The organism is Bradyrhizobium murdochi (genome assembly GCF_000472965.1).
Taxonomy (GTDB): Bacteria; Pseudomonadota; Alphaproteobacteria; order Rhizobiales; family Xanthobacteraceae; genus Bradyrhizobium; species Bradyrhizobium murdochi.
Genome location: NZ_AXAU01000020.1, coordinates 72,231 through 92,668 on the forward strand (window position 1 = coordinate 72,231; position 20,438 = coordinate 92,668).

15 protein-coding genes are annotated in these 20,438 nt (G+C 63.5%); 6 read left to right on the forward strand and 9 right to left on the reverse strand.

Annotated elements, in window-relative coordinates; genetic code table 11:
- Window positions 1-23 precede the first annotated feature (23 nt).
- Window positions 24-4,757: a glutamate synthase large subunit gene (gene gltB, locus YUO_RS0129290; protein ID WP_028350465.1), complete on the forward strand. Its 4,734-nt coding sequence runs from the start codon at window positions 24-26 to the stop codon at window positions 4,755-4,757.
- A gap of 150 nt (window positions 4,758-4,907) precedes the next feature.
- Window positions 4,908-6,365 (forward strand): glutamate synthase subunit beta, encoded by a 1,458-nt coding sequence (locus YUO_RS0129295; protein ID WP_028350466.1) that lies wholly within the window; start codon window positions 4,908-4,910, stop codon window positions 6,363-6,365.
- A gap of 136 nt (window positions 6,366-6,501) precedes the next feature.
- Here the strand turns inward: YUO_RS0129295 and YUO_RS0129300 are convergent, their stop codons facing one another.
- Window positions 6,502-8,208: an outer membrane beta-barrel protein gene (locus tag YUO_RS0129300; protein WP_028350467.1), complete on the reverse strand. Its 1,707-nt coding sequence runs from the start codon at window positions 8,206-8,208 to the stop codon at window positions 6,502-6,504.
- A gap of 191 nt (window positions 8,209-8,399) precedes the next feature.
- On the opposite strand from YUO_RS0129300, the gene YUO_RS0129305 reads away from it, so the two are divergent.
- Window positions 8,400-9,419 carry a KpsF/GutQ family sugar-phosphate isomerase gene (locus YUO_RS0129305; protein WP_028350468.1) on the forward strand — a complete coding sequence of 340 codons (1,020 nt, stop codon included), beginning with the start codon at window positions 8,400-8,402 and terminating at the stop codon, window positions 9,417-9,419.
- 86 nt (window positions 9,420-9,505) lie between these two features.
- Here the strand turns inward: YUO_RS0129305 and YUO_RS0129310 are convergent, their stop codons facing one another.
- The 4 genes from YUO_RS0129310 to hemH all read right to left on the reverse strand — a co-directional run bounded on the left by YUO_RS0129310 (window position 9,506) and on the right by hemH (window position 12,826).
- The gene (locus YUO_RS0129310) at window positions 9,506-10,057 is read right to left on the reverse strand and encodes a carboxymuconolactone decarboxylase family protein (protein WP_028350469.1); all 552 of its coding nucleotides are present in this window, start codon (window positions 10,055-10,057) and stop codon (window positions 9,506-9,508) included.
- A gap of 75 nt (window positions 10,058-10,132) precedes the next feature.
- Window positions 10,133-10,579 (reverse strand): NfeD family protein, encoded by a 447-nt coding sequence (locus YUO_RS0129315; RefSeq protein WP_028350470.1) that lies wholly within the window; start codon window positions 10,577-10,579, stop codon window positions 10,133-10,135.
- 36 nt (window positions 10,580-10,615) lie between these two features.
- The gene (locus YUO_RS0129320) at window positions 10,616-11,617 is read right to left on the reverse strand and encodes an SPFH domain-containing protein (protein WP_028350471.1); all 1,002 of its coding nucleotides are present in this window, start codon (window positions 11,615-11,617) and stop codon (window positions 10,616-10,618) included.
- A gap of 174 nt (window positions 11,618-11,791) precedes the next feature.
- Window positions 11,792-12,826: a ferrochelatase gene (gene hemH, locus YUO_RS0129325; RefSeq protein WP_028350472.1), complete on the reverse strand. Its 1,035-nt coding sequence runs from the start codon at window positions 12,824-12,826 to the stop codon at window positions 11,792-11,794.
- 101 nt (window positions 12,827-12,927) lie between these two features.
- On the opposite strand from hemH, the gene YUO_RS0129330 reads away from it, so the two are divergent.
- Entirely contained in the window at window positions 12,928-13,326 is a 399-nt protein-coding gene (locus tag YUO_RS0129330) for an MAPEG family protein (protein WP_028350473.1), read from the forward strand.
- Window positions 13,327-13,653: 327 nt separating this feature from the next.
- Here the strand turns inward: YUO_RS0129330 and YUO_RS0129335 are convergent, their stop codons facing one another.
- From YUO_RS0129335 to YUO_RS0129350, 4 genes are all read right to left on the reverse strand, one after another.
- Window positions 13,654-14,100, reverse strand: coding sequence for an acyl-CoA thioesterase (locus YUO_RS0129335; protein WP_028350474.1), 447 nt, complete (start codon window positions 14,098-14,100; stop codon window positions 13,654-13,656).
- 42 nt (window positions 14,101-14,142) lie between these two features.
- Window positions 14,143-15,243: a nickel/cobalt transporter gene (locus YUO_RS0129340; protein WP_156908816.1), complete on the reverse strand. Its 1,101-nt coding sequence runs from the start codon at window positions 15,241-15,243 to the stop codon at window positions 14,143-14,145.
- Window positions 15,240-15,866 carry a DUF1007 family protein gene (locus YUO_RS0129345; protein ID WP_028350476.1) on the reverse strand — a complete coding sequence of 209 codons (627 nt, stop codon included), beginning with the start codon at window positions 15,864-15,866 and terminating at the stop codon, window positions 15,240-15,242. The genes YUO_RS0129340 and YUO_RS0129345 overlap by 4 nt, the downstream gene beginning before the upstream one ends.
- A 153-nt stretch (window positions 15,867-16,019) precedes the next feature.
- Window positions 16,020-18,110, reverse strand: a complete 2,091-nt coding sequence (locus YUO_RS0129350) for a M3 family metallopeptidase (RefSeq protein WP_028350477.1) — start codon at window positions 18,108-18,110, stop codon at window positions 16,020-16,022.
- A 188-nt stretch (window positions 18,111-18,298) separates the two neighbouring features.
- Here YUO_RS0129350 and YUO_RS0129355 point away from each other — a divergent pair, with 188 nt between their 5' ends.
- Together YUO_RS0129355 and YUO_RS0129360 are read left to right on the forward strand one after the other, a co-directional pair.
- Entirely contained in the window at window positions 18,299-18,559 is a 261-nt protein-coding gene (locus YUO_RS0129355) for a hypothetical protein (RefSeq protein WP_028350478.1), read from the forward strand.
- Between the two features lie 653 nt (window positions 18,560-19,212).
- A complete protein-coding gene (locus tag YUO_RS0129360; RefSeq protein WP_028350479.1) occupies window positions 19,213-20,355 on the forward strand; it encodes a type III PLP-dependent enzyme in 1,143 nt (380 codons plus the stop codon).
- Window positions 20,356-20,438 lie beyond the last annotated feature (83 nt).

Sequence of the window (20,438 nt, forward strand, 5' to 3'; positions counted from 1 at the left end):
TTAGCCTTTTTGAGAGGAATGAAATGAGCGGGTCGGAATTCGAGCGCGAAAACATCGTGACAGAAACCCTGTCGGCGACCGCGGCTTCGAAACCGGCCGACATTGCGCGTGAGCACGACTGGCGCCCGCCGGCCGAGGGCCTGTACGACCTCGGCATGGAGAAGGATTCCTGCGGCGTCGGCTTCATCGCCAACATCAAGGGCCGCAAGTCGCATCAGATCGTCTCCGACGCGATCAGCATTCTCTGCAACCTCGAACATCGCGGCGCGGTCGGCGCTGATCCGCGCGCCGGCGACGGTGCCGGCATTCTGGTGCAGATCCCGCACGCGTTCTTTTCGCGCAAGACCGCCGAGCTCGGCTTCAAGCTGCCGGAGCCCGGCCACTACGCGATCGGCGCGCTGTTCATGCCGAAGGAGACGGCGTGGCGAAAGGTGATCCAGAGCATCATCGCCGAACAGATCAAGGAAGAGGGCCTCGTGCTGCTCGGCTGGCGCGATGTGCCGTCCGACAACGCTTCGCTCGGCGAAACCGTCAAGCCGACCGAACCCTACCACATGCAAGTCTTCATCGGCCGCAACGGCACGGCGAAGACCGAGGACGAGTTCGAGCGCAGGCTCTACATCCTGCGCAAGTCGATCTCGCAGGCGATCTACCAGCGCCGCGACCGCGGGCTCGCCGGCTATTACCCGGTCTCGCTGTCATGCCGCACCGTGATCTATAAGGGCATGTTCCTCGCCGACCAGCTCGGCAAGTACTATCCCGATCTGCACGAAGCGGATTTCGAGAGCGCGCTGGCGCTGGTGCATCAGCGCTTCTCGACCAACACCTTCCCGACCTGGTCGCTGGCGCATCCGTACCGGATGATCGCCCATAACGGCGAAATCAACACGCTGCGCGGCAACGTCAACTGGATGGCGGCGCGGCAGGCTTCCGTTCACTCGGAGCTGTACGGCAAGGACATCAACCGTCTCTGGCCGATCTCCTACGAAGGCCAGAGCGACACCGCCTGCTTCGACAACGCACTCGAATTCCTGGTGCAGGGCGGCTACTCGCTGCCGCACGCGGTGATGATGATGATTCCGGAAGCGTGGGCCGGCAATCCGCTGATGGATGAGCAGCGCCGCGCCTTCTACGAATATCACGCAGCCCTGATGGAGCCGTGGGACGGCCCTGCCGCGATCGCGTTCACCGACGGCCGCCAGATCGGCGCCACGCTCGACCGCAACGGGCTCCGTCCCGCGCGCTATCTCGTTACGAAGGACGACCGCATCGTGATGGCGTCCGAAATGGGCGTGCTGAAGATCCCGGAGGATGAGATCGTCACCAAGTGGCGGCTGCAACCCGGCAAGATGCTTTTGGTCGACCTCGAACAAGGACGCCTCATTCCCGACAGCGAGATCAAGGCGACGCTGGCCAAGAGCCATCCCTACAGCGACTGGCTGCATCGCACCCAGCTCGTGCTGGAGGAATTGCCCGATGCGCCCGTCAAGGGCATGCGTTCGAACCTGCCGCTGCTCGACCGGCAGCAGGCGTTCGGCTACAGCCAAGAAGACATCAACATCCTGATGACGCCGATGGCGGCCACCGGCGAGGAAGCCGCGGGCTCGATGGGCAACGATACACCGATCTCGGCGCTGTCGGACCGGCCGAAGCCGCTGTTCACCTATTTCAAGCAGAATTTCGCGCAGGTCACCAACCCGCCGATCGACCCGATCCGCGAGGAGCTCGTCATGAGCCTCGTCTCGATCATCGGGCCGCGGCCGAACCTGTTCGACCTGCAGGGCATGGCCTCGACCAAGCGGCTCGAGGTGCGCCAGCCGATCCTGACCGATGCGGATCTGGAAAAGATCCGCTCGATCTCCGACGTCGCGGACACCCATTTCAAGTCGCGCACGCTCGACACCACCTTCCATGCCGGCTTCGGCGCGGCGGGAATGGAGCAGGTGCTCGATGAGCTCTGCGCGCGCGCCGAAGGCGCGGTGCGCGAAGGCGTCAACATCATCATCCTGTCCGACCGCATGGCGGGGACGGACCGGATTCCGATCCCTTCGCTGCTCGCCTGCGCCGCCGTGCATCATCATCTGATCCGCACCGGCTTGCGCACCTCGGTCGGCATCGTCGTCGAATCCGGCGAGCCGCGCGAGGTGCATCATTTCGCATGCCTGGCCGGCTACGGCGCCGAGGCGATCAATCCGTATCTGGCGTTCGAAACCATCATCGCGATGAAGGACCGCCTGCCGGGCGCGCTCGACGACTATGAAATCGTCAAGCGCTACATCAAGTCGATCGGCAAGGGCCTATTGAAGGTGATGTCCAAGATGGGCATCTCGACCTACCAGTCCTATTGCGGCGCGCAGATTTTTGACGCCGTCGGGCTGAAGGCCGATTTCGTCGCGAAGTATTTTGCCGGCACCCACACCCGCATCGAGGGCGTGGGCCTGGTCGAAATCGCCGAGGAAACGGTGCGGCGCCATACGGATGCGTTCGGAGACGCAGAGGTTTACAAGACCGCGCTCGATGTCGGCGGCGAATACGCCTACCGCACCCGCGGCGAGGACCACGCCTGGACGGCCGAGTCCGTCTCAGCGCTGCAGCATGCCGTGCGTGGCAACTCGCAGGAGCGCTATCGCGCGTTCGCAAAAATCCTCAACGAGCAATCGGAGCGGCTGTTGACGCTGCGCGGCCTGTTCCGGATCAAGACCGCCGAGGACGAGAAGCGCAAGCCGGTGAAGCTCGACGAGGTCGAGCCGGCCTCCGAAATCGTCAAGCGTTTCGCCACGGGCGCGATGAGCTTCGGCTCGATCTCGCGTGAGGCGCACACCACGCTCGCGATCGCGATGAACCGGATCGGCGGCAAGTCGAACACCGGCGAAGGCGGCGAAGAGGCCGATCGCTTCAAGCCGATGCCGAACGGCGATTCAATGCGCTCGGCGATCAAGCAGGTCGCCTCGGGCCGCTTCGGCGTGACGACGGAATATCTCGTCAACTCCGACATGATGCAGATCAAGATGGCCCAGGGCGCCAAGCCCGGTGAAGGCGGCCAATTGCCTGGCCACAAGGTCGACGCGACGATCGCGCGCGTGCGGCATTCGACCCCCGGCGTCGGCCTGATCTCGCCGCCGCCGCATCACGACATCTATTCGATCGAGGATCTGGCGCAGCTCATCTACGACCTCAAGAACGTCAATCCGGACGGTCAGGTCTCGGTCAAGCTGGTTTCCGAAATCGGCGTCGGCACGGTGGCCGCAGGCGTAGCGAAAGCGCGCGCCGACCACGTCACCATTGCGGGCTTCGAGGGCGGCACCGGCGCCTCCCCTCTCACCTCGATCAAGCATGCCGGCAGCCCGTGGGAGATCGGCCTTGCCGAGACCCACCAGACGCTGGTGCGCGAGCGGCTGCGCAGCCGCATCGTGGTCCAGGTTGACGGCGGCTTCCGCACCGGGCGCGACGTCGTGATCGGCGCGCTTCTCGGCGCCGACGAGTTCGGATTTGCCACTGCGCCGCTGATCGCGGCCGGCTGCATCATGATGCGCAAGTGCCATCTCAACACCTGCCCGGTCGGCGTCGCGACCCAGGATCCGGTGCTGCGCAAGCGCTTCACCGGCCAGCCCGAGCACGTCATCAACTATTTCTTCTTCGTCGCCGAGGAAGTGCGCGAGATCATGGCGCAGCTCGGCTACAGGAAGTTCGACGAAATGGTCGGCCAGACCCAGATGCTCGACCAGTCCACGCTGGTGGCGCACTGGAAGGCCAAGGGACTCGATTTCTCAAAACTCTTCGTCCGCCAGAAGGAAGAGAAGGACCAGAAGATCTATCACGCCGAAGCCCAGAACCATCATCTGGAGAAGGTGCTCGACCGCCGCCTGATCGAGAAGGCGCAGGCCGCGCTCGACCGCGGTGCGCCGGTGAAAATCGAGGAAGAGATCAACAACACCGACCGCTCCGCCGGCGCGATGCTGTCCGGAGCCGTGGCGAAGATCTACGGCCATGCCGGGCTGCCGCATGACACCATTCATGTCAGCCTGAAGGGCACGGCCGGCCAGGCGTTCGGTGCGTGGCTGGCCAAGGGCGTCACCTTCGAGCTCGAAGGCGAAGGCAACGATTACGTCGGCAAGGGTCTGTCGGGCGGCCGCATCGTCGTCAAGCCGCCGCGGAATTCCGGCATCGTGCCGGAAGAATCTATCATCGTCGGCAATACGGTGATGTACGGCGCGATCGAGGGCGAATGCTACTTCCGCGGCATCGCCGGCGAACGCTTTGCGGTGCGCAACTCCGGCGCTATCGCGGTCGTCGAAGGCGCCGGCGATCATTGCTGCGAATACATGACCGGCGGCATCGTCGTGGTGCTCGGCAAGACCGGGCGCAACTTCGCAGCCGGCATGTCCGGCGGCATCGCCTATGTACTCGATGAGGCCGGCGACTTCGCAAAGCTCTGCAACATGGCGATGGTCGAACTGGAGCCGGTGCTCTCGGAAGAGATGATCAACCAGAACACCTATCACCACACCGGCGATCTCGAAGCACATGGCCGGGTCGACGTGTTCCAGAACCTGCTCGACTCCGACGTGGAGCGGCTGCACGTGCTGATCACGCGCCATGCCAAGCTGACCGGCTCGAAGCGGGCCGCCGAGATCCTCGCGAACTGGAAAGGCTGGCTGCCGAAATTCCGCAAGGTGATGCCGGTGGAATACCGCCGCGCGCTGAAGGAATTGAAGGTGGACGCCGACGCCGAGCCGAAAATCGCGATCGGGGCTTAGTTACACCAGCCCGTCATTGCGAGCGCAGCGAAATAATCCATAGCGCCACGAGCCGAACCATGGATTGCTTCACGGCTCACGCTCCTCGCAGTGACGGAGGGTGACGGAAACAGATAGATGCGAACGAGAGATGCAGGGGCATCAGGTTTAATGGGCAAGATCACAGGTTTTCTCGAGATCGACCGGAACGAACGCAAGTATGCGCCGGTCGCCGAGCGGTTGAAGCATTATCGCGAATTCGTCATTCCCTTGAGCGAGAAGGACACCCGCGATCAGGCCGCGCGCTGCATGAATTGCGGCATCCCCTATTGCCACGGCACCGGCTCGGTGGCGCCGGGCACGCCGGGCTGCCCGGTCAATAACCAGATCCCTGACTTCAACGACCTCGTTTATCAGGGCAACTGGGAAGAAGCCTCGCGTAACCTGCACTCGACCAATAATTTCCCGGAGTTCACCGGCCGCATCTGCCCGGCGCCGTGCGAGGCGTCCTGCACGCTCAACATCGACGACAACCCGGTCACCATCAAGACCATCGAATGCGCGATCGTCGACCGCGCCTGGGACAATGGCTGGCTGAAGCCGGAAGTCGCACCCGCCAAGACCGGCAAGAAGGTCGCGATCGTAGGCTCCGGCCCTGCCGGCCTTGCAGCCGCGCAGCAGCTCGCGCGCGCCGGCCATGATGTCCATGTCTACGAGAAGTTCGCCAAGGCCGGCGGATTGCTTCGTTACGGCATTCCCGACTTCAAGATGGAAAAGCACATCATCGACCGCCGCGTGGCGCAGATGGAGGCCGAGGGCGTGACGTTCCACTACGGCGTCCATATCGGCGGCACTTTACAAGGCGCGATCGATCCGCGCGAGCTGCTCAACCAGTATGACGCAGTAGCCTTGACCGGCGGCGCCGAAGCTGGCCGCGATCTGCCGATCCCCGGCCGCGATCTCGACGGCATCCATTTTGCGATGGATTTTCTGCCGCAGCAGAACCGCCGCGTCTCCTCCGAGCCGCTCGGCGACGTCAAGGATATCCTGGCCGGCGGCAAGCATGTCGTCGTGATCGGCGGTGGCGACACCGGCTCCGACTGCATCGGCACCTCGCTTCGGCAAGGCGCAAAGTCCGTCACGCAACTTGAGATCATGCCGTCGCCGCCCGAGCACGAGAACAAGGGCGTGACCTGGCCGAACTGGCCGTTGAAGATGCGCACGTCGTCGAGTCAGGCCGAAGGGGCTATCCGCGAATACGCGGTGCTGACGCAAAAATTCTCCGGCGTCGACGGCAAGGTGCAAAAGCTGCACTGCGTGAAGGTCGACGACAAGTTCAAGCCGATTGCGGGCACCGAATTCGAGCTCGAAGCGCAGCTCGTGCTGCTCGCCATGGGCTTCGTGCACCCAGTGCACGAAGGTATGCTGAAGACGCTCGGCGTCGACCTCGACCAGCGCGGCAACGTTCGCGCCAACATGGCCGACTACAAGACCTCGCTGCCGAACGTCTTCTCCGCCGGCGACATGCGCCGCGGGCAATCGCTCGTGGTGTGGGCAATCCGTGAGGGCCGGCTGTGCGCGCGGGCGATCGACCAGTATCTGATGGGGACGACGACGCTGCCGAGGTAGTCCCCCCTTCCACACGGCTGTCATCGCCCGCGAAGGCGGGCGATCCAGTATCCCAGAGACGTTTGTCGTAAATCGATAGGCCGCAGCGTACTGGATACCCCGCCTTCGCGGGGTATGACGGCTTCCTTGTGGCCCCTCAATGCTGCAATCTCACCCCCAGCATCACCACCGTCGACGCCGTGCTATTCCCCACTAGATTCGAATCCAGCCAGTCCCGCCGCAGGGTGCCCCTGAGCCAGACGTTGCGGTTCATCTTGTAGATGGCCTCGCCCGACACCGCGTAGATCTTGTCGCGCCTGGGATTGCCCTGATAGTCGAGCGAGCCCCAGGTGAACTTGCCGATTGCGGTCAGCCAGCGGCGGAAGTCGTGGTCGACTTCGACGGTGTAGACATGCGTCAGCACGCCCGACGTGCCTGGCAGCGTGGTCTCGGTCATCGTGGTGTCGGAATAGAATTTTGCCGTCGTCAGCGGCGTTGCGGTCCAGACCAGCGAGGACGAGACGAGCAGGCCTTCCAGGCGATCGAGCCTCGGATCGACATAGTCGCGCGCGGCGTAGCCGACGGCGATTTCGCCGGTCAATAGCCGCGAGAATTCGAAGCTGGAGCCGCCCTTGACATAGCCGCCACTCGAATCGCGCGCAAATCCGCTGCGATCGAGCCTGACGTCATGCACGCGGCTGTCGCCCTGCACTTCCACGAACGGCTTTATGCCCGGCTTCAAATCATAGCTGACGCGGCCGACGCCGCCGTACTGGCTGAAATTGCGGTCGTCGTTGGTCGTTGACGTGCCGTCGGTGAGCTTCGAATTGGTGTAGTCGGTGCGGTCGACGGTGGCGCCGGCGGAAACCTGCAGCCGGTTGAAGCTCTGGTCGACGCCGATAGTCGTGCCCAGCGTGGTGAAGATCGGATATCCGGCGAGGCCGGCCTGCACGTTCGGGCTGCCGGGATTGTCGGTCGAGACGAACAAGCGTCCCTGCGCGGTCAGCCTCGTGTCGCGGCTGACGTCGAGCCGGCCGTCGACATGACCGATGAAGTTGGGCCGGTCGACATCGAGAGGTGCCGACAGTGGCGTGCCGTCCGCGTTCGGCGTGAGATTGCTGCCGTAGCCGGTGAAGGAGCCGCGGAGATCGGCCACCAACGCATGACGCTCCCAGTCGGAGACCACTAATAATTCCGGCGCGATCACATAGAACGGCTTGCCTTGCGCGGGGGCGAGCCGGCCGGGATTGGTATCGTAGCCGCCCGAGAATTCGACCGCGGACTTGATCAGGAAGCTGCCGGCGTAGTCGCCGACCGCGCCGAACGGATCGTCATCGATCCTGAGACGCTTGCGCGGCGGCTGTCCCACGACCGTGCCTGCCATTGCCGGCGGGATCGGGGTTTTGTGCGCCGATTCCGATGGGGGAATCGACAGCCGCAGCCGCGTGTTCGACGCAATCGGCGGCAGCGGACTACCCGGCCCGACCGGCGGCTTCGGCTTCGCCTGGCCCGGATAGTATTTCGGCTTCTTGCGCTTGCGGTTGAGCGAATCATAGCCGATGTCGGCGGCACCGCTCGCGGCCGGCAGACCGTATTTCGGAATCTGCCCTATCCGCGACGGCGCCGGCTTGTCGCTCTCCTGCAGCTTCGGGCTGTTGAGGGGATCGTTCACCTCTGCCGCCGTCCGGCGCAGCAGCGAATCCGACGGCTGCATCTGGCTGGTGCGCCTTGGGCTGAACAGGTCCGGCGTGAGGGTTTGCGCTCGCGCCGCGGTCCCGGTCAGGGCGATCAGCGCAAGGCACGGCAAGGCTGCGCGGAAGAGGCGCGCGCGGCTGTTCCGGCCCGATGCTGGCCCCGCCCTCACGATAAAAATATACCCCAACAAAAACAGATACTTGGTGGACTAACGCCGAACGCCCGCGGAACACGTCGTTAACGGAGTTAAAACAATTATGGTTAATGAGCCGTTGAGGGCGGCAGCCCGCGTCGCTTCGCCGGACGGCCCATGCTATGCAGGGGTTCGGGGCGCGAAGCCCCTCCTTCCCTGGGACAGACATGGCCAATCCGAATCCGCTGATGGTACAATCATCCGGCTCCGAACCCGCTGATGCCGCCGTTCAATCGGCGCTGCGCACGCTCGATGCCGAGGGCAGCGGCATCGCCGCGATCGCGGCGGCGCTGCAGTCCGACCTTCGCGCACCCTTTGTCGCCGCCGTCGATCTGATCCGGAACGCCAAGGGACGGCTGATCGTCACCGGGCTCGGCAAGTCGGGCCATATCGGCCGCAAGATCGCCGCGACCTTCGCCTCCACCGGCACGCCCGCCTTCTTCGTCCATGCGGCCGAAGCGAGCCATGGCGACCTCGGCATGATCACGCCAGACGATGTCATCCTGGCGCTATCGTGGTCCGGCGAGCAGCCGGAGATGAAGAATTTGATCACCTATGCCAAGCGCTTCCGCATTCCCGTGATCGCCATGACGGCGGAGCGCGAATCTTCCCTCGCCAAGGCGGCCGGCATCGCGCTGACGCTGCCGAAGGCGCGTGAGGCCTGCCCGCACAATCTCGCGCCGACCACCTCCTCCCTGATGATGCTTGCGCTCGGCGACGCGCTGGCGATCGCATTGCTGGAAGGCCGCGGCTTTACCTCGGTCGATTTCAGCGTGCTGCATCCCGGCGGCAAGCTCGGCGCGCTCCTGAAATACACCCGCGACCTCATGCATACCGGCGAGGCGGTGCCGCTGAAGCCGCTCGGCACCAGCATGTCCGAGGCGCTGGTCGAGATGACGTCCAAGGGCTTTGGCTGTGTCGGCATTGTCGACGCACGCGGACACATCGTCGGCATCGTCACCGACGGCGACCTGCGCCGGCACATGGACATGGGGCCGCGGCTCATGTCGGCCACCGTCGACGAGGTGATGACGAGGAATCCGAAAACGATCGACCGCGACGTGCTGGCCGGCGAGGCGCTGGAGATCCTCAACTCCTCGAAGATCACGACGCTGATCGTGACCGACGCCAATAAGCCGATCGGCATCGTGCACCTGCACGATTTCCTGCGCGCGGGTGTGGCGTAACTCTCAGTCGTTCCCGGGCACGCGAAGCGTGAACCCGGAACCTCGAGATTCCGGGTTCGATGCTTCGCATCGCCCCGGAATGACGGTCAGAGCGGAAACCTTGCCGCGTTCTCCTCCAGCGGCAGCGCCAGTCCGTTCGCGAGATACGAGACGGTGCGGTAGAATCCGCACAGCAGGATGATCTCGAATATTTTCGCCTCGTCGTAATGCGCCGATAGCGCCGCGAATTCGGCGTCATCAAGCGTGGCGCGCTCGTGCAGCGCATCGACCGCGGCGATCAGGGCCTGCTCTCCCGGCGACCAGCATGCGTCGGTGGCGGCGCCGAGCACGGTGGCGCGGACCTGCTCTTCCGTCAGATGCGCCGCTTCCGCGAACGTCGTGACATGCACGCCCCATTCGTACTCGCAGCCCGTTCGCGCGCAGGTACGGTCGATGACGATCTCGCGCTCCCGCAAACTGAGCGGGCCGCGATCCAGCAGGCTGCCGGCGCGGAATTTCTCCCAGGCGCGGGCATTGCCCGCCATGACGCGAAACAGCACGAGCGGCGGCGCGCCGCGCATGATGCGGTCGAACTGCTCGGCAATGTCAGGTGCATAAGGCGGCTCAAGTGGCGCGATGCGCGGCATAGTTTGTGACACGGCCAAGCCCCCTTGCTACTAATACAGTAGCAATGCTACACTTTTTGTAGCATACTGCAAGGAGATGATGGAAAGCTAAGCCGCCGCCACCGTCAGGCTGGCGCCATCGGCCTGCACCACCTTGACCCGGCTGCCGGCCGGCGCGTCAGGGCCCGCGACGCGCCAGATCGTGTCGTCGATCCGAACGGTGCCGGTGCCGCCGACGATCGGCTTTTCCAGCGTAAATTCCCGGCCGATCAGCGCCTTGGTCCGGTTGTTGAGAAACGGGTTGCTCAGGCTACGGCTGCCCTCGCTGCGCGCAAAGTGCCGCCATGCCGGTACCGCGGCAACCGCGAACACGGCAAACATCAGGAGTTGCGTCTGCCAGGACGGGCTGATCGCAAACGACACGAGCCCGACCAATAGCGCCGCAAGCCCGAGCCAGAACATGAAGACCCCCGGCGCGAGCAATTCCAGCGCCATCAGGACGAAGCCAAAGATCAGCCAATTCCAGGTGCCTAACGTCGAAAATATGTCGGTCATGACACGAACCTCTAATCGATCTTCCAGATCAAGGTCTCACCGCTGCGGCGTGACCGGCGGCGGGGTCGGGCCAGCGTTCGGCACCGACGATGTCCGCCGTGCGGCGGCCGCAGCGGAAGCTACGCTCTCGCCAAACGTCGCCTTGGCGATCTCCCCGATGCCCGCGAGCGAGGATAGCACGCTAGTTGCTTCCAGCGGGATCATCAGGATCTTCTGGTTCGGCGAGTCCGCGAACTGTCCGAACGCCTTGATGTACTTGTCGGCGATAAAATAGTTCAACGCTGCGACATCGCCCTTGGCGATCGATTCGGAGACCATCTGCGTCGCCTTGGCTTCCGCCTCCGCCAGGCGCTCGCGCGCTTCGGCGTCGCGGAATGCGGCTTCGCGGCGGCCTTCGGCCTGCAAAATCTGACCCTGTTTGGCGCCCTCGGCGCGCAAAATTTCCGACTGGCGCTGGCCCTCGGCCTGCAGAATGTCGGCGCGCTTGACGCGCTCGGCCTTCATCTGCCGGCCCATCGCCTCGACCAGGTCGGCCGGCGGCACGATGTCCTTGATCTCGATGCGGTTGACCTTGAGCCCCCATGGCGAGACGGCCGCATCGACCACGCGCAGCAACCGCTCGTTGATCTCGTCGCGATGCGACAGCACCTGGTCGAGATCCATCGAGCCCATCACCGAGCGGATGTTGGTCATGGTCAACACGATGATGGCCTGCTCGAGATTGGCGACCTCGTAGCTCGCTTTCGCGGCATCGAACACCTGGAAGAACGCGACGCCATCCACCGTCACGGTGGCGTTGTCCTTGGTGATCACCTCCTGCTCGGGGATGTTGATCACCTGCTCCATCATGTTCATCTTGCGGCCGACTCGGTCGAAATAGGGAATGATGAGATTCAACCCCGGCGACAGCGTGCGGGTGTATTTGCCGAACCGCTCGATGGTCCAATCATAGCCCTGCGGCACCGTTTTGACGCCCGCGAACAATGTGGCAATGACAAGTAGAACAAGGGCAATCGCGAAAATGTCGAAGCCACTCATAAAATCCCTCCAAGGCCGGCACGGTGCGTTGCCCGGCGCGATCTCTCATTTGTCTGCAACGGCGTAGGCCCGGTTCAGCCGGCTATTCTCAGTTTACGGTTATATAGCTAGGGAATCGTTTGCGGGCCACCAGATGTTCTTGGGCTCCGAACGGCGAGTTGGTTGTCGAGGTGGTTAAATCCAGCCTTGAAGCTCGCGCAAAACGAGTTGGCGGATCACGTCCATGCCGGGCTCGCTGTCGTTCAGGCAAGGAATTGCGGAGAATTGCTCGCCGCCATTGTGCTTGAAAATCTCGGCGTTCTCCTGCGCGATCTCCTCCAGCGTCTCCAGGCAATCGGCGGAGAAGCCGGGCGTCACCACCACAATGCGTTTCACGCCATCTCTCGCCAATTTTTCGATGGTCTTGTCGGTGTAGGGCTGCAGCCACTCGTCGGTGCCGAAGCGCGATTGAAATGTCAGGACCAGCTTGGCGGCATCAAGGCCCAACCGCTTGCGCAAGCTTTCCGTCGTTGCAACGCACTGCGCGTAATAGGGATCGCCCTTGTCGACATATTTCTGCGGCATGCCGTGAAACGACGCCACGATCAGTTCGGGCTGGAATGGCAGAGCCGCCAGATGTTCTGACATCGAGACGGCGAGCGCTTCGATATACTCGGGATTGTCATAATAAGGCGGGCTCACCCGCAGCGTCGGCTGCGCGCGCATGTCGGCGAGCGCGCGAAACACCTCGTCGCAGACCGTCGCCGAGGTCGCCGCGGAATACTGCGGATAGAGCGGCACCACCAGCAGGCGATCGCAGCCTTGCGCGGCAAGGGCATCGATCCGCGAGCGGATCGACGGGTTGCCGTAGCGCATAGCCCAATCGACCACGACGTGCTCGCGGTCGGCGATCGCCGCCGCGAGCTTTTCGGCCTGCGACCGGGTGATGGTCTTGAGCGGGGACTCGCCTCTCTCGGCGTTCCAGATCTTCTGGTAGTCGCGCGCCTTTCTGGCCGGACGCACCCGCAGGATGATGCCGTTGAGGATCGCTTTCCAGACGAGGCCCTGATCCTCGATCACGCGGGGGTCGGAGAGGAATTCCTTCAGATAGACCCGCACCCCCCGGGCATCAGCGGTATCGGGCGTACCGAGATTGACCAGCAGCACGCCGATGCGTTGCTCCAGGGCTGCCGGCGCCGTTGCATTTCTGGGGGGAACGACCTCGGTCATGATTTCGATGGCTTCGCGCGTTGCACCATCCTTGTCAAGATAACCGCCGGTTCGCTACGCTTCGCAACTGGCGGCTGGGCGCGCGTGCGCGGGGAGGAACCATGACGATCGCCGAATGGTGCGTTTTCGGAACGGTGCTGCTGTATTTGCTGACGATCGCATCGGTCAAATGGGCCGCCTACGGCCGCTTCGACAATGCCAAGCCGCGCGATCCCGCCTTCTACCAGGACCCGATCCGCGCCCGCGCCCTTGGCGCGCATCAAAACGGCATCGAGGCCTTTCCGTTCTTCGCAGTCGCCGTGCTGCTGGCGGAGTTTCGGCTCGGGCCGCAGCGCCTGATCGACGAACTCGCGATTCTGTTCGTGATCGTGCGGATCGCCTATGTCTTCACGTATCTCGGCAACCGCCCGACGCTGCGCTCGATCCTCTGGAGCATCGGCTTCGCGATCAATATCGCGATCTTCTTTCTGCCGGCGATCAAGGATTATTTGTCGGTGTAGGGTGGAGTGCTCAGCGCGGGTTAAGTAGAGGGTACGCTGCAGCCCCTCCGCGTCGTTGCGAGCGCAGCGAAGCAATCCACGCCTCAGCTCGGGGACAGATGGATTGCTTCGCTGCGCTCGCAATGACGTGGATATAGTTTCGCCTTCTCGCGACATGTTTGCCCGAGGTTTGCATTTTCTTTTCCGCCCTCTCCAATGAGAGTTCGTAGGGTGGGCAAAGCGACTTGTCCGCCGTAGCTCGAAGAGCGAAGGCGGAAGCGTGCCCACCATCAAGCAGCACAGTCGGTGATGGATGGTGGGCGCAGCGCTATCGCGCCTTTGCCCACCCTACGATGTCGGCGCCGTCAGATGCCGCTCACGCGTCGCGATCAAATCCCGGATCTCCTTCGATATCGGGAGCGGGCGATGGGTCTTCTGATCGGTGTTGACCCAGACGATCTCGCCGGTCACGAGCGCGTCACTCTCACCCTTCAGGAAGATCGCGAGTTCGAAGGTCATGCTCGAATTGCCGATCCGCGCCACGCGCGCGCCGACGTCGAGCTCCCAGTCGAACCGGACGGGCGCCTTGTATTCGATGACGGATTTCACGACGTGGAAATCGACCCCGGATTTCCTGGCGTCGGCATATTGATCATAGCCGAGCGCGCGAAAATATTCGGTGATGGTGGTGTCGAAATAGGTCAGGTAATGCGCGTTGAAGACGACGCCCTGGCCGTCGATCTCGGAGTAGCGTACCCGGAACGGGTGGAAGAACCAGAATTGCTCGCGTGACATGGGATTCCCGGCTTTGCAGGGACGACAGTTCGTAGCGTGGATCTAGAGGCACGTCGCGCGTTCGGCGGCGAGGTAGCCGAACAACAGGCCGAGGCCGAACAGCAGCACGAGGCCGGCGGCGCCGAATTCGATGCCGCGCATGACCAGCGCGCCGCCGCCTTCGCGCCCGGCGCTCAGCCGCTTTGCCAGACCTTTCGCCGATACGGCAATCACGGCGATGGCAGCGACCGTGATCGCGGTCCCGAGACCCATCACAAAAGTCGCAGCGATGCCGGCCAGGAACAGGCCCTGCGCCAGCGAGAACACCAGCACCAGGATGGCACCCGAGCAGGGCCGCATGCCCACGGCAAAGATCGTCCCCAAGCCGCGCCGCCAGCCGCCAGGACCGGCGAGTTGGTCCGGTGTCGGCCCGTGCGAATGGCCGCAATGCTCGTCATGAACATGGGCATCGCCGTGATCATGGTCATGACCATGGCCGTGATGATCGCCGTGATCATGATGATGGTGATGGGCGCGGGCGTGGCCATGATCGTGATGATGAGCCGTGGCCGATGCCATCGCCAGCTCCGGCTTCGCCTGTAGCGCGCGCATAAAGCCGCCGCCCTTGGTCCAGACCAGCCGGGCGCCGAGCGCCGCGATCAGCGCGTAGCTGACGATCTCGATCGCTTTCTCCGCGCTGCACATCGTCTTGGCCGTGGAAGAGAGCAGCCAGGCGAAGACGGCCACGATCGCGACCGCCACCAACGCCTGCAGGAACGCCGCGGCGAACGACAGCACGATGCCACGGCGCGCGGTTTCCTCATTGGCGACGAGATAGGACGAGATCACCGCCTTGCCGTGGCCGGGGCCGGCGGCATGAAAAATGCCGTAAGCAAAGGAGATTCCAAGCAGCGTCCAGACTGCGCTGCCGTCCGATTTCGCCGCGCGGATGGTGGCGGACATTTCGCGGTAGAATTCGGATTGCTTGGCCAAAATCCATCCGATCACGCCGCCGACCTGTGGCTCGGCCGCGGGACGTGGACCACCGAACGGATTCTGCGCCATCAGTGCATGCAAGGCAGCATCGAAAATCACAACGGCCGCGATCACCGCGGCCGTCATTGCGATACTTCGCGCGAGGCTTGCGGGGAGCATCCGCCTCATGGGCAGTTCACCGTGACCTTGTTGGCGAACATCGCGCCATAATTGGAATTGTCGCCGTTCAAGAAATTCTGCTCGTTCAGGCGCTGGGTGTTGGCGGTCTCGTCGTTCGGCCGCTGGAATTGCATCTGGCAGGCGGCGGGCGCACCGATCAGCTTGATCGGGTCCTTGTCGTCGAACTTGAAGTCGATGAAGTAGGAGGGGTCGAACACTTCCAGCGCCAACTGCTTCGAGGTCGCCGGTGCCTTCAACGGCAGCACGAAATGCAGCGTCAGCGCACTGTCCTTGTATTCGAGGTAATAGTCGACTGGCTCCTCGAACTTCGCCTTCTTGCCGTCGGCTTTGGCGAAGGTGAAATAGGCGAAGTCCTTCAGCGACTCGACATTGGTCTGTGCCAGCGGCGCCAGTTCCTCGCGGGTGTAGACGCCCTTGGTCTTGGTCGCGACACCCTGCAGCGCGTAGGTCGAGAACATGTCATCGAAGGTCCAGGCGTGACGCACACCCGTCATCGCGCCGTCGGGTGCGTAGACCACCTCGCTCCTGGCCGTGATCCAGACATGGGGATGGGCCTCGGCCGCGGCCGTGCCGAGCGACCACGCGACGATCAAGCCCAACAATCCGAACATTCCACGTAACACGTCATTCCTCCGAAGACGTTGACCGATACGCCGTGTCGTCTCTGTTTGGCAATGTGGCAAAGGCTGTTCCTTCACAACGAACATCAGAGGTTATAGGTCCCTGCATTCGCAGGGACGACTCGTGGAAGCGGCGCCGGCTGATCAGGCCGCCGGCGTTGCTTCGAGCAGGCCGCGACGGCGCAACAGCGCGTCGGCCTCCGGCTCGCGGCCGCGGAAGGCGACATAGGCGTCCTCGGGGTCGCGCGAGCCGCCCGACGAATAAATGTCGTCGTGCAGGCGTTTTGCCACCGCGGGATCGAAGATGTCGCCGGCCTCCTCGAACGCGCCGAAGGCGTCGGCGTCCATCACTTCCGACCACATGTAGCTGTAGTAGCCCGATGCGTAGTGATCGCCGGAGAAGATGTGGCCGAACTGGGTCGGCCGGTGCCGCAGCGCGATTTCGGCGGGCATGCCGATCTTCTCCAGCTCCGCCTTTTCGAACGCCGCCACGTCGCGGCTGGCAGCGGCCGGCTGGGTATGGAATTCGAGATCGACCAGCGCCGAGGAGACGAACTCCACGGTGGCAAAGCCCTGGTTGAATTTTCGCGCGGCGAGGAAGCGCTGCAGCAGGTCGTCCGGCAGCGGCTCGCCGGTCTGGTAGTGCTTGGCGAACTGCCGCAGCACCTGCGGCTGCTCCTGCCAATGCTCGTAGAGCTGCGAAGGCAGCTCGACGAAATCGGTGAACACGGATGTCCCCGACAGCGAAGGATAAGTCACATTGGACAGCATGCCGTGCAGGCCGTGGCCGAACTCGTGGAACAGGGTGCGCGCATCGTCCGGCGACAGCAGCGACGGCTGGCCGTCCGCGCCCTTGGCGAAATTGCAAACGTTGATGATCAGCGGGGCGACGTCGACGTCGAGCTTCTGCTGGTCGCGCAGCGAGGTCATCCAGGCGCCGGAGCGCTTTGAGGGCCTGGCGAAATAATCGCCATAGAACAACGCCTTGTGCTTGCCGGCGGCGTCCTTGACCTCCCAGACCCGGACATCCGGATGCCAGACCGGAATGTCCTTGCGCTCGGAGAAGGTGATCCCGAACAGGCGGGTGGCGCAGTCGAAGGCGGCCTCGATCATGTGGTCGAGCACCAGATAGGGCTTTATCGCCGCGTCGTCGAAGTCAGCCCGCCGCTGCCGCAGCTTTTCGGCGTAGTAGCGCCAGTCCCACGGGGCGAGCGCGAAGTTGCCGCCCTCCTCCGCGATCAGCGCCTGCAGCGCGTCGCGGTCGGCGAGCGCCTGGGCCCGGGCGGGCTTCCAGACCCGCTCCAGGAGGCTACGCACCGCCTCCGGGGTCTTGGCCATGGAATCCTCCAGCCGGTAGGCGGCGTAGGTCGGAAAGCCCATGATCTTGGCGGCCTCCTCGCGGAGCGCGAGGATCTCGACGATGGTGGCATTGTTGTCGTTGGCGTTGCCATTGTCGCCCCGCGCGGTGAAGGCCTTGAAGACCTTCTCGCGCAGGTCGCGGCGGGAGGAGCTCTTCAGGAACGGCTCGACCGAGGAGCGCGACAGCGTCACAATCGCCTTGCCCGCCATGCCGCGCTCTTCAGCGGCGGCCTTGGCCGCGGTGACGAAGGCCTCGGGGAGGCCGTCACGATCGTCCTCGCCGAGCTCCATGAACCAGTCCTGCTCGTCGCCGAGCAGATGGTGGCTGAACGAGGTGCCGAGCTGGGCCAGCCGCTCGTTGATCTCGGCCCGGCGCTTCTTGGCGACCTCGTCGAGGCCGGCGCCGGCGCGGTAGAAATTGGTATAGGTGCGCTCCAGGAGCCGCATCTGTTCGCCGGTCAGGCCAAGCTTGGCGCGGTTCTCGTGCAGCAGCGCAATGCGGCCGAACAGCACTGCGTTCATCATGATCGGGTTCCAGTGCCGCGCCATCCGCAAGGAGACTTCCTTGTCGATCTCCAGGATCGCCGGATTGGAGTGCGCCGAGACCAGGTCGTAGAATACGGCAGAGACCTTCGCGAGCAGCTTGCCCGAGCGCTCCAGCGCCGTGATGGTGTTGGCGAAGTCCGGCAGTGAGGGATCATGGGTGATCGCCGCGATCTCGGCGGCGTGATCGGCAAAAGCCTGCTCGAAGGCGGGCAGGAAGTGTTCCGGCTGGATCTCGCTGAAGGGCGGTGTCTCGAACGGCGTCTGCCACGGCCGGAGCAGCGGGTTTTCGCCAGCATCCGAAGGGGCCGCCGTCTGCAGGGTTTCTGACATCACAATTCCCGTTTTTGTCTCGTTTTCGTGGCTCGTTTTCTTGGGCTGAAACCGGCACCGATTTCGCTCGAAAACGCTCCAGAAGATGCGGCAATCTATAGCACGCGATGCGGCATTTTTGGGCCTTTTGCGCTTGATAGATGGGGCCTTTTCGGAGAGATTGCGCCCCCAAGAACAGGACCTTTTTCATGAGCCCACAGCCCGCCTCCACATCCTCCCGCCAGATCGTCTGGCCGAGCGTCATCACCGTCATTTCGGCTGCGATCCTGATCGGCGCGGAAGTGTTCGGCGCGGCGTTTGCCGGCGGCTGGGCGCTCGCGATCCTGTTCGGCCTCGACGACACCAGCGCGCACATCCTCCAGGCGGTGCTGTTCGGCATCGGCGTGATGATCATGGTGGCGTTCATCCGCGGCGCGCAGCGCATCGAGCCGTTCTCCAAGCGCGCCTGACGCGCGTTCAAGAAAGCGCTGCGGCCCAGGCGCTGAAGCGCTCATCGCCTGTCTAAAAAATCTTAACTTCCATTCATGTTTGTCGTGAGCCGTGCGCGCTGCGAACGCTTTCGTAAGCACACGTCGGGGAAATTTGTCCCCACCCTAAAAAAATTCTTGCGAAGCCGATTCAAAAGACTTATTTCCAGCCTTGCCCAATTTCGCACGTGCCTGTGGTCGTGTGTCAGTCGGTAGGTATCCGGACAAGAGGCCGGACAGCCGCCAAGGGATGAAGAACCGAGGGTCGTTTTTCGAAGCGGCCAGCATCTCTCTCAAGAGATGCCGTTGAAGGTCTCTCCATCCTTTGCAACCGTGACTGGCAGCCGGAGGCGAACCGGCGCACCCCGCTCTCAACGGGGGACGCGACTTAAAGCAACGACGGATCGGGCTTTTTTGGTCTCTACCGGCATTCCACCGCCGGCGCGGGCTACTGAAAAGGCTTGTCCTTCATTGCCAGGTGAGCGGGCGGGAAAATTCCCAACCAATCCACGGCAGCACAATTCGGTTCTTGAGTTCGAGGCTTCGTCGCGTCTCCATCGTGCGACAACGCCAAAGCACTCACGTCCGAGATCAAATTTGAACGGGACCCGTCGCTGGGCCGTTTGGAGGGTGCTATGACCGAACGTATTCAGGAATTCCTGCGTCACCGCCGCAGCGAGGGCCAGGACACCGAGCCGTGCCTCGTCGTCGACCTCGAAGTCGTGCGCGACAACTACCAGACCTTCGCCAAGGCGCTGCCCGACAGCCGCGTGTTCTACGCGGTGAAGGCCAATCCTGCGCCCGAAGTGCTGTCGCTGCTCGCCTCCATGGGCTCCTGCTTCGACACCGCAACCGTTGCCGAAATCGAAATGGCGATGGCTGCCGGTGCGACGCCGGACCGCATCTCCTTTGGCAACACGATCAAGAAGGAGCGCGACATCGCGCGCGCCTTCGCGCTCGGTATTCGCCTGTTTGCGGTCGACTGCGCCGCCGAAGTCGAGAAGATCGCGCGCGCCGCTCCCGGCGCAAAAGTGTTCTGCCGCATCCTCTATGACTGTGCCGGCGCCGAATGGCCGCTGTCGCGGAAGTTCGGCTGCGACCCGGAGATGGCGGTCGAGGTGCTCGACCTCGCCAAGCGGTTGGGGCTGGAGCCGGTCGGCATCTCGTTCCATGTCGGCTCGCAGCAGCGCAAGGTGAAGGCGTGGGACCGCGCGCTGGCGATGGCCTCGACGGTGTTCCGGGACTGCGCGGAGCGCGGGATCAACCTGTCCATGGTCAACATGGGCGGCGGCTTCCCGACCAAGTACCTCAAGGACGTTCCGCCGGTCGTGCAGTACGGCCGGTCGATCTTCCGTGCGCTGCGCAAGCACTTCGGCAACCAGATCCCGGAGACCATCATCGAGCCGGGCCGCGGCATGGTCGGCAACGCCGGCATCATCGAGACCGAAGTCGTCCTGATCTCCAGGAAGAGCGACGAGGACGAGGTGCGCTGGGTGTATCTCGACATCGGCAAGTTCGGCGGTCTCGCCGAGACGATGGACGAGTCGATCCGCTACGCCATCCGCACGCCGCATGACGGCGCGGAGATGACGCCGTGCGTGCTCGCAGGCCCCACCTGCGATAGCGCCGACGTGCTGTACGAGAAGATGCCGTACCCGCTTCCGGTGACGCTCGAGATCGGCGACAAGCTGTTGATCGAAGGCACCGGGGCCTACACGTCGACCTACTCGTCGGTGGCGTTCAACGGCATCCCGCCGCTCAGGACCTACCACATCTGAGCTGCCTCTTTTTGAGGCTCGAATAACGGGAGCCGGTGCGCCGGCTCCCTCCCCGTCATTTGCGAATTTTTGACAACGCTTTG